Raw genomic sequence first — 9396 nt, forward strand, 5'->3', positions numbered from 1 at the left:
CGGAACGCGCAGGGTGGCGCGCACGGGAACGCGCAGGGTGGCGCGCACCCGCACGTGCGGGCGCGGGCCGGGGCGGCGCGGGGTGGTCAGGTGCGGGTGGGGGTGCGGGACATGCCCCCGTAGATGTCGATGAGCTGCTTGGTGACTACGTCGGGGTGGAAGGTCCGCTCGTAGCGCGTCCGGGCGGCCAGGGCAAGACCGGACGCACCAGCCCGGGCCACCGGCAGGGCGGCGGCCAGCGCGGCCGGTTCCGGGGCCACCACCCAGCCGGCCTCGCCCAGGCCGATGCCGGCCGGCATGGCCGGCCCGGCACGCCCGGCGACCGCCGAGGCGGTCTCGGCCGGGCCGGTGCCGGCGGGTTCGTGCGGGGAGTCCGCTCCCACCAGGTACGGGATGCCGCCGAGCGCGGTGCCGAGTACCGGTCGGCCGCTGGCCAGCGCCTCGATGATCACGGTCGGCAGCACGTCGTGCCACATGGAGGCGGCGATCACGACCGCGCTCGCCTCGACGGCGGCGCGCACTCCGGCCCGGTCGAGCTGGTTGAGGTAGACCACGTCGGGCCGCTCGGCGGCGGCGGCCTCCACCAGCGGGCGCAGCTCGCCGTCTCCGGCCATTCGCAGCGTGCCCAGGGTGCCCACCGGGTGCCGACGCCAGGCATCCAGCAGCAGGTCGACGCCCTTCTCGGGGGAGAGTCGGGCCATGTAGAGGAAGCCGTCGCCGAGCGGTGCGGGGCGGCCCGGGTCGGGTACGGCGTTCGGTTTCACGACGATCCGGTCGTCCGGGATGCCGTACTCGCGGAGGTGGTCGGCGATCGCGGTGGTGAGCGCGACGTACCGGTCCACCGACCGCCAGGTGCCCCGGTGTACGGCGAGGGTGGTCGCCATCAGCGCGCTCTGCGCGGCCGAGTCGCGGTAGCACCGGTGCTTGATCGCCGGCACGCCGAGGGCCCGGCCCTTGCAGTCCTGGCAGATCACACCGTCGCGGAAGTAGATCCCCGAGGAGCAGACCTGACGGTAGTTGTGCACCGTCTGCACCACCGGCACGCCGTGCCGGTGCGCGGTCCGCACCACCCAGGGCGACAGCAGGGGGTACGGGTTGTGCAGGTGCAGGACGTCCGGCCGGTGTTCGGTGAGCAGCCGACTGAGGTCGTGCTGGGCGCGCGGCGCCCAGATCGGTGAGATCGGCAGCAGGGCCTTCGCCGCCTTCGACATCGACGGGATCTCGTCCGAGCTGCGGATGAACGGCAGCACCTCGACACCGGCCGCGGTGAGCTGGGCGATCTCCGAGTCGACGATCGTGTTCTCGCCGGAGGGCTGGGCTTCCCGGTACCGGTTGTGTGCCACCACGATTCTCACGGGAAAGAAGGCTACCGTTGGGTCGTGCCCGAACTACCGGAGGTTGAGGCGCTCGCGGGTTACCTGCGGCAGCGCGCCGTGGGGCGGCGTGTCGACCGGCTGGAGATCGCCGCGATCAGCGCCCTGAAGACGTACGACCCGGCACCGACCGCGGTCGCCGGTCGGGCGGTGGTCGACGCCCGCCGGCACGGCAAGTTCCTCGACGTGGTCGTCGAGGGCGACCTGCACCTGGTGGTCCACCTGGCCAGAGCGGGCTGGTTGCACTACCGGGAGGCGTTCCCGTCCGGCGCTCCACTTCGTCCCGGTAAGGGGCCGATCGCGGTGCGCGTCCGTCTCGACGACGGCTCCGGCTTCGACCTGACCGAGGCCGGTACGCAGAAGAAGCTGGCCGCGTACCTGGTCACCGACCTGGCGGCGGTGCCCGGGGTGGCCAAGCTGGGCCCGGACGCGCTCGCCGCGGACCTGCCCACCTTCGCGGAGCGGCTGCGCAGCCGGCGGGGGCAGGTCAAGGGGGTGCTGACCGACCAGTCGGTGCTGTCCGGGGTGGGCAACGCCTACTCGGACGAGATTCTGCACGCGGCGAAGCTGTCCCCGTTCGCGATCACCGACCGGCTCACCGACGACCAGCTCGCCACCCTGCACACGGCCACCCGGCAGGTCCTCGGCGACGCCGTCGAACGGTCCCTCGGCCAGCGGGCCGCGGAGCTGAAGGGCGAGAAGCGCTCCGGGCTGAAGGTGCACGCCCGTACCGGCCTGCCCTGCCCGGTGTGCGGGGACACCGTGCGGGAGGTGTCGTTCGCCGACTCCAGCCTCCAGTACTGCCCGACCTGTCAGACCGGCGGCAAGCCGCTCGCTGACCGACGGTTGTCCCGCCTCGTACGGTGAGTGATGCAACGCGCCGACTACAGAGCGGAATCGACCCGACTGAGCCGAAGCTCCGGTCCACCGTTCTGGTCACAGGCGTATCCATCGGTATAGTGGCCCGGTCCCCGGCTTCTGAAATGGTGCGGAGCCGGCCAGATCCCGCCGGCACCATCAGTCGCCAATCTCCTTCGGGGCGGCGACCGGTCGGAGCCCGCGTGGGAGACTGGGACGGTGGGCGACCCGGGCCCTCACTGCGAGTGAGCGGCACGTGTCATGCGGGAGGACATGGGTGAGGTGACGGCAAGCCTCCAGCGCCCGGTATCCAACGAAGGCCGGAGCAGACTCGTGCGGCACGTCGACAGCTTCGAGATCCAGCCGCCGACGCCGCCGACGCACAACGGCGTCCCCCGGTCGGCTTGGGCGAGGGCGCGTCGCCGTGTCTCCCGTTGGCACCGCCCCTACATCGCCATCCTGCTCGTACTCGACTTCGGCGCCGCGGCGTTCGCCAGCTGGATCGCGATCCAGCTGTTCGACCAGGCCGCCTCCGGTTTCTCCGGCACCAAGCAGGATCCGACCTGGTTCCACACCATCTCGTACCTGCTGCTGCCGCTCGGCTGGGTGGTCATCCTCTGGAGCAACCGGGCGTACGACCGGCGCTACCTGGGGCTCGGCCCGGACGAGTTCAAGCGGGTGATCCGGGCGTCGGTGACGGTCGCCGCGAGCGTCTCCTTCCTCGCCTTCGCCACCGTGACGCAGCTCTCCCGGTACACGGTCGGCACGGCGCTGGTGGGTGCCACGGTGCTGATCCTGTGGGGCCGGTTCGTGGCCCGCTGGGCGCTGCACTACATCCGCCGGCGGGCCGGTCAGGCCGCCCACCGGATGGTGCTGGTCGGCACGCTGCCGGAGTGCCTGGAGGTGTACGCGGCGGTCACCCGCAGCCCGGCCGCCGGGCTGGTGCCGGTCGCCATCCACATCACCGACGGGTACGCGGCGGCGCGGGGCATGCCGACGCCGGTGCCGGTGTACGCGGGCCGTGACGTCCTGGCCCTGGTCCGGGAGGTCGGTGGGGACACCATCGCCGTCTGCGGTTCGGCCAGCGCCGAGCCGGGTGAGCTGCGGCGGTTGGCCTGGCAGTTGGAGGGTTCCGGCGTCGACCTGGTGGTCGCCCCGCAGCTGACCGACATCGCCGGCCCCCGGGTGCACATCCGGCCGATCGAGGGTCTGCCGCTGCTGCACGTGGAGGAGCCGACCCTCTCCGGGCCGGCGCTGCTGGCCAAGAACCTGATGGACCGGGTCGCGGCCGGCCTGGGCCTGCTGGTGCTGATTCCGCTCTTCGTGGCCATCGGCGTGGCCATCCGGATCTCCGACCCCGGGCCGGTCTTCTTCCGCCAGCCCCGGGTGGGGCACGAGGGGCGCACGTTCCGGGTGTGGAAGTTCCGGACCATGTACGTCGACGCCGAGGATCGGCTGGCCAGCCTGGTCGACCGGAACGAGACCGACGGCATGTTGTTCAAGATGAAGCAGGACCCTCGGGTCTTCCCGGTCGGCCGCTTCCTGCGGGCTTCCTCGCTGGACGAGCTGCCCCAGTTGATCAACGTGCTCTGGGGTGAGATGTCGCTGGTCGGGCCCCGCCCGTTGCCGGCCGACGACGGCGATTTCCTGGGCGACGTTCGCCGCCGGCTGCTGGTCCGCCCCGGCATGACGGGTCTGTGGCAGGTCTCCGGCCGCTCCGACCTGTCCTGGGACGAGTCCGTGCGGCTGGACCTCTACTACGTCGACAACTGGTCGCTCGCGTACGACCTGAGCATCCTGTGGCGCACCGTCGGGGTGGTGCTCGCCCGCAAGGGCGCCTACTAGGGGTTGGCTCGCCGGCCCGCAGGGGCAAGGATCGCTGCGTGGGTGGCAACCTTTCCGCCGTGGTCGGCGTCGTCTCACTGGTAACCGCGTTGGCTGCGGCCCTGTGGGCGGTGTTGCGGCTGCGCGCCCGCCGGGGCATCGCCACGGCCACCCAGCGGGCCACCTACGAGGTGCTGCACACCGCCGGCCTGGCCGCCGAGCCCCTGCGCACGGGGTTGAGCGAGGCGGGCGCGGCGAAGGCCGTACGTCATCTGCGGGCCCTGGTGGGCGCGGTCGGGCTGGCCCTCACCGACGCCGATCGGGTACTCGCCCTCGACGGGCGCGGCACGCACCACGGGGAGCAACTGCTCGCGGCGGCCGGGCGGACGGTGGCTACCGGCCGGTCGACGGTGCTCGGTGAGCACGAGTTGCAGTGCGACCGGGTCGACTGTCCGATCCGGGGGGCGGTGGTCGCGCCGTTGCAGGGGGCGGACGGCCGGGTGGTCGGCGCGCTGGTGGCGATCGCCGACAGCGCTCCCGCGCCGGGGCTGGTGCAGGCCACCCTGGAGACGGCGCACTGGGCCGGCAACCAGCTCGCCCTGGCCGAGTTGGACTCGTCGCGGGAGCGGCTGGCCCGGGCCGAGGTCCGGGCGTTGCGGGCGCAGATCAGCCCGCACTTCATCTACAACGCGCTGACCGCGATCGGCTCGTTCGTCCGCACCGACCCGGAGCGGGCCCGGGAGTTGATCCTGGAGTTCGCCGAGTTCACCAGGTACTCGTTCCGGGCGCACGGGGAGTTCACCACCCTCGCCGAGGAGCTGCGGTCGATCGACCGCTACCTGACCATCGAGCGCGCTCGTTTCGGTGACCGGTTGCAGGTGCGGTTGCAGATCGCCCCGGAGGTGCTGCCGGTGACGTTGCCGTTCCTCTGCCTCCAGCCACTGGTGGAGAACGCCGTCCGGCACGGGTTGTCCCGCAAGCCGGGCACGGGCATGGTGAGCATCGAGGCCCGGGACGCGGGCGCCGAATGCCACATCACCGTGGAGGACGACGGAGTGGGAATGGACCCGACCACGTTGACCGCCGGCATCGCCGAGTTGGCGCGCGGCGCCGGTGATCCGGGCGACGAGACGGGCCAGCACGTCGGCCTCTCCAACGTCGACGAGCGGCTGCGGTCGGTTTTCGGTGACCGGTTCGGCCTGGTCGTCGAGACCGGGCTGGGGTCGGGCACGAGGGTGAGCGTGCGGGTGCCGAAGTTCCATCCCGGTGTGCGGGCGGGTTCGTGAGCGAGCGGACCGGGGCGGGTGCGGTGAACGCGTCCGGTTTCCTCCGGGTTCTGGCGGTGGACGACGAGCCGCCCGCGCTCGACGAGTTGGCGTACCACCTGCGGGCCGACCCCCGGGTTGCGCGACTGCAGACGGCCGGGGACGCCACCGAGGCGCTGCGGCTGCTGCGCGACGGCGATGTGGACGTGGTCTTCCTGGACATCCGGATGCCCGGCCTGGACGGCATGGAACTGGCCCGGGTGCTGCGCCGCTTCGCCCGACCACCGGCGATCGTGTTCGTCACCGCGTACGACGACGGCGCGGTGGACGCGTTCGACCTGGGTGCCACGGACTACGTGCGCAAGCCGGTGCGCGCCGACCGGCTGGCCGAGTCGCTGCGCCGGGTGATCGGTTCACGTGTGGTGCCGACGCATCCGGCGGCGCTGGCCCGGGCCGAGGAGGACCCGACCATCCCCATCGAGTTGGCCGGTACCACCCGGATGTTGCCCCGTTCGGCGGTGCGGTGGGTGGAGGCGCAGGGGGACTACGCCCGTCTGCACACCGCGGAGGGGTCGCACCTGGTGCGGGTGTCGCTGGCGACGTTGGCGGAGCGGTGGGCCGACGCGGGTTTCGTCCGGGTGCACCGGTCGTACCTGGTGCAGTTGAAGTTGATCGCGGAGCTGCGGTTGGTCAACTCCGGCTACGTCGTGGTGGTCGACTCTACTGAGCTGCCGGTGAGCCGCCGGCACACCCGGGAGTTGAAGGACAAGCTGGTCCGGGCCGCCAAGCAGGACTGGGGCCGGTGACCGGGCCATCCTCCGGGATGGCCGAGTCAGACAGCGGGAATAACCGTGGCCCGTCGTACGATGTACGGTACACAACGACGAATGGAGCCGCTGTGTTCGACGCTGCCACCGAATTCGACCGCCAACTGGACCGGCTGGCGCAGCTGGGCTACCCCGCCCTGGCCGGGCTCACCGAGACCGCCTTCCGCGAACTGGTCGCACCACTGCGCGCCAGAGCCGCCGAGGGTGCCGCCGGTCTGCCCGCCCCCACCGACGCGCGGGTGCCGTTCCTGCTGGTCACCACTCGGGACCTGGTGGGAGTGCAGGAACGACTGGACCTGACCACGCTGGCCGGCAAGCGCAAGCCCGGCGTTCTGGACCGGAACTACGCCGCGGACGACCTGCCGCGCTTCGACCCGATCAAGGAGCTGGAGGTGCCGGCCGGACCGGCGTACCTGCTCTTCGACGTCGACCGGGGCGAGGAGTTCCGCAATCTGGCACCCGCCACGGCCGTGGAGGGGATGACCGCACAGGGCCGGCTGCCACTCACCATCGACGAAGGGCTCGCCTTCATCACACTGCACCCGGCCGCGCTGGCCAGCAACAGGTGCTTCTCCCTGGTCGGCTCCCGGTGCGGCGACAAGCGGGTGCCGGCGCTCTGGATCAGTCAGGGCGCGCCGAAGCTCGGCTGGTGCTGGTACGGCAACCCGCACACCTGGCTCGGCTCCGCATCGGCCCGGCCGGAGCGCGTCGGCCTGGCCTGACTGTGAGGCTGGCGGGGTCCACCCAGGACGTCGTCCGGTCGGGCAGTTAGCGGCCGATACCTGGTGACGCAGCCGGACGGCACCCGCAAGCTGGGGCTGTTCTCCGTTCCGGCCAGCGGCAGCATGTCCGTGGGTCTGGTCGTACCGATCAGCTGACGGTTCGGTGCGAGCGGGGCCGGTGGCGCGCTGCCACCGGCCCCGCTTGCCAATGACGTCAGCTCAATCGGTCGTCGTCCACAACGAGCCTCGGGTGTTCGCGGAGGCCGACCGGCATGTCCGTCGAGTTATCCACAGGCACGACCCGTTCTCCACAGGTTGTTCACAATGCCACCCACCGATCTCCACGGCGGCTCAATACAGTCAGGACCCATGAAGGAACGCCGGGTACTGGTGGTCGAGGACGAACGGACCATCGCCGAGTCCATCGCCGCCCGACTACGGGCGGAGGGCTTCGCGGTGGAGATCGCGCCGGACGGGCCCAGCGCGGTCGCGCAGTTCCGCGCCGGACAGCCCGACCTCGTCGTACTCGACGTGATGTTGCCCGGCTTCGACGGCCTGGAGGTGTGCCGCCGGATCCAGGCGGACCGGCCGGTGCCGGTGCTGATGCTCACCGCCCGGGACGACGAGACCGACCTGCTGGTGGGGCTCGCCGTCGGCGCGGACGACTACCTCACCAAGCCGTTCTCGATGCGGGAGCTGGCCGCCCGGGTGCACGTCCTGCTGCGTCGGGTGGAGCGGGCCGCCGCCACTCCCGCGCCGCCCGCCATCCGCCTCGGCGACATCGAGATCAACGAGGCCGAGCGACGGGTGCGCCGCGACGGGGCGGACGTGCACCTCACGCCGACCGAGTTCGACCTGCTGGTCCACCTCGCGGGGCGGCCCCGCACCGTCCTTCCCCGGGAACGGCTGCTCGCCGACGTCTGGGGATGGGGTGACGGCAGCGGCACCCGCACGGTGGACAGCCACATCAAGGCGTTGCGCCGCAAGCTGGGCGCCGATCTCATCCGCACCGTGCACGGCGTCGGCTACGCCCTGGAGCTGCCGGCATGACCGCCTTCCCCCTCGCCCGCCTGGACCGGGTGCTGGAGCTGCTGCCCCGCCCGCTGGATCCGGTGCGCTCGATCAAGCTGAAGCTGGGTGTGCTGCTGGTCGCCTCCGGCGCGGCCGGGCTGGCCTACTTCTCGTACGGCATCGGCTGGCCGCCGCCGGTGACCTCGGCGACCGCCATCGCCGTCGCCCTGCTCACCTCGCAGGTGCTCGCTCACGGCATGACCTCGCCGTTGCGGGAGATGACGGCGGCCGCCGGCGCGATGGCCCGGGGCGACTACACCCGTCGGGTACGCGCCACGTCCCGTGACGAGGTCGGCGAACTGGCCCAGGCGTTCAACAAGATGGCCGAGGACCTGCACGCCGCGGACCAGCGCCGACGCGAGCTGATCGCGAACGTGTCGCACGAGCTGCGTACGCCGATCACGGCCCTGCAGGGCGTGTTGGAGAACATGGTGGACGGGGTGGCCGATCCCGAACCGGCGGCGCTGCGCTCGGCGCTGGCCCAGACCGAACGGCTCGGGCACCTCGTCGCCGACCTGCTCGACCTGTCCCGCCTCGACGCCGGGGTGGTGCCGCTGCGGCGGGTACGCATCGACGTGGGGGACTTCCTCGACGAGGCCATGGAGCACGCCACCGCCAGCGCGACCGGCGCCGGCGTGGACGTGCGCTTCCAGCTCCGCGAGCTGCCGGCGCCGCTGACGGTGCACGCGGACCCGTGGCGGCTGCATCAGGTCTTCGCGAACCTGCTCGACAACGCGGCACGGCACAGTCCACCCGGTGGCACCGTGCGGGTCAGGGCCGAGGAGCACGGCGACCATCTCCGCTTCGAGGTGAGCGACGAGGGCCAGGGCATTCCGCCGGCCGAGCGTTCCCGGGTGTTCGAGCGGTTCACCCGCGGCGACCGGTCCGCCGGCGGCGGGACCGGGCTCGGCCTGGCCATCGCGCGCTGGGTCGTCGAGTTGCACGGCGGTCAGATCCGTGTCCTCGATCCCGCCGGACCGCACCGGGGCGACCGGCCCGGCTGCCGCATCCAGGTCACCATCCCGAGCGACGGGCCACACCGAAGAGAGGCCGCATGACCAGCCCTGGCAGCACACCCCTACCGGCCACCGGGCCGACCGGACCGCAGGTCCCGCCGACCGTCAGACCCGGCCCGGCTGCCCCACCGACCGCGTACGGGCCGCAACCGTGGCCGGCCGCACCGGTCCTGCCCAGGCCACCGTCGCTGATCGAGCGACGCTGGCCGGGGCCGTCCGGCGCCGCACGTCCGCTGGTCCTGGCGGCGCTGACGGCGGCGGGGGTCGTCGGCGCGTCCACGCTGACGATGGTTCGCCCCGGCCTCGGCTGGCTGGTGGCCGCGTTGGCCGGCACCGCCGCCCTGGTCACCGCCGGCGTCGTCGGTTCCGGGACGTCGTCCCCAACCGCGGACCCCACCAGGCCGACTGCGCACCCGGCGCCCCGGCGACGCGACCGGCAC

General features: G+C 72.4%; 8 protein-coding genes and 1 pseudogene. 8 read left to right on the forward strand and 1 reads right to left on the reverse strand.

The genetic code is table 11. The features are described 5' to 3' along the window. Positions 1 to 86 precede the first annotated feature (86 nt). Entirely contained in the window at positions 87 to 1355 is a 1269-nt protein-coding gene (locus tag JNW91_RS26520) for a glycosyltransferase (RefSeq protein WP_203178111.1), read from the reverse strand. Positions 1356 to 1379: 24 nt separating this feature from the next. Here JNW91_RS26520 and JNW91_RS26525 point away from each other — a divergent pair, with 24 nt between their 5' ends. The 8 genes and pseudogenes from JNW91_RS26525 to JNW91_RS26560 form a co-directional block, all read left to right on the forward strand. Further along, positions 1380 to 2240: an Fpg/Nei family DNA glycosylase gene (locus tag JNW91_RS26525; protein WP_203178113.1), complete on the forward strand. Its 861-nt coding sequence runs from the start codon at positions 1380 to 1382 to the stop codon at positions 2238 to 2240. 264 nt (positions 2241 to 2504) lie between these two features. Continuing rightward, the gene (locus JNW91_RS26530; RefSeq protein WP_203178124.1) at positions 2505 to 4076 is read left to right on the forward strand and encodes a sugar transferase; all 1572 of its coding nucleotides are present in this window, start codon (positions 2505 to 2507) and stop codon (positions 4074 to 4076) included. A gap of 38 nt (positions 4077 to 4114) precedes the next feature. After that, the gene (locus JNW91_RS26535; RefSeq protein WP_203178116.1) at positions 4115 to 5341 is read left to right on the forward strand and encodes a sensor histidine kinase; all 1227 of its coding nucleotides are present in this window, start codon (positions 4115 to 4117) and stop codon (positions 5339 to 5341) included. Between the two features lie 23 nt (positions 5342 to 5364). Further along, positions 5365 to 6126 carry a LytR/AlgR family response regulator transcription factor gene (locus JNW91_RS26540; RefSeq protein WP_203178125.1) on the forward strand — a complete coding sequence of 254 codons (762 nt, stop codon included), beginning with the start codon at positions 5365 to 5367 and terminating at the stop codon, positions 6124 to 6126. A 92-nt stretch (positions 6127 to 6218) separates the two neighbouring features. After that, positions 6219 to 6869 carry a DUF5701 family protein gene (locus tag JNW91_RS26545; RefSeq protein WP_203178118.1) on the forward strand — a complete coding sequence of 217 codons (651 nt, stop codon included), beginning with the start codon at positions 6219 to 6221 and terminating at the stop codon, positions 6867 to 6869. A 369-nt stretch (positions 6870 to 7238) separates the two neighbouring features. Continuing rightward, entirely contained in the window at positions 7239 to 7919 is a 681-nt protein-coding gene (locus JNW91_RS26550) for a response regulator transcription factor (RefSeq protein ID WP_203178120.1), read from the forward strand. Then, on the forward strand, positions 7916 to 8998 hold the full coding sequence (locus JNW91_RS26555) for a sensor histidine kinase (protein ID WP_203178122.1): 1083 nt from the start codon (positions 7916 to 7918) through the stop codon (positions 8996 to 8998). Before JNW91_RS26550 ends, JNW91_RS26555 begins: the two co-directional genes overlap by 4 nt. Beyond that, positions 8995 to 9396, forward strand: a pseudogene (locus tag JNW91_RS26560) (DUF4153 domain-containing protein); the annotation flags it as partial. The gene JNW91_RS26555 and the pseudogene JNW91_RS26560, both read left to right, overlap by 4 nt.

The organism is Micromonospora parastrephiae (genome assembly GCF_016802865.1).
Taxonomy (GTDB): Bacteria; Actinomycetota; Actinomycetes; order Mycobacteriales; family Micromonosporaceae; genus Micromonospora; species Micromonospora parastrephiae.

Excerpts from the sequence above, each read along its gene's own strand:
- JNW91_RS26530 (WP_203178124.1), top strand. The coding sequence starts at position 2,505 with ATGGGTGAGGTGACGGCAAGCCTCCAGCGCCCGGTATCCAACGAAGGC.
- JNW91_RS26550 (WP_203178120.1), top strand. The coding sequence starts at position 7,239 with ATGAAGGAACGCCGGGTACTGGTGGTCGAGGACGAACGGACCATCGCC.
- JNW91_RS26555 (WP_203178122.1), top strand. The coding sequence starts at position 7,916 with ATGACCGCCTTCCCCCTCGCCCGCCTGGACCGGGTGCTGGAGCTGCTG.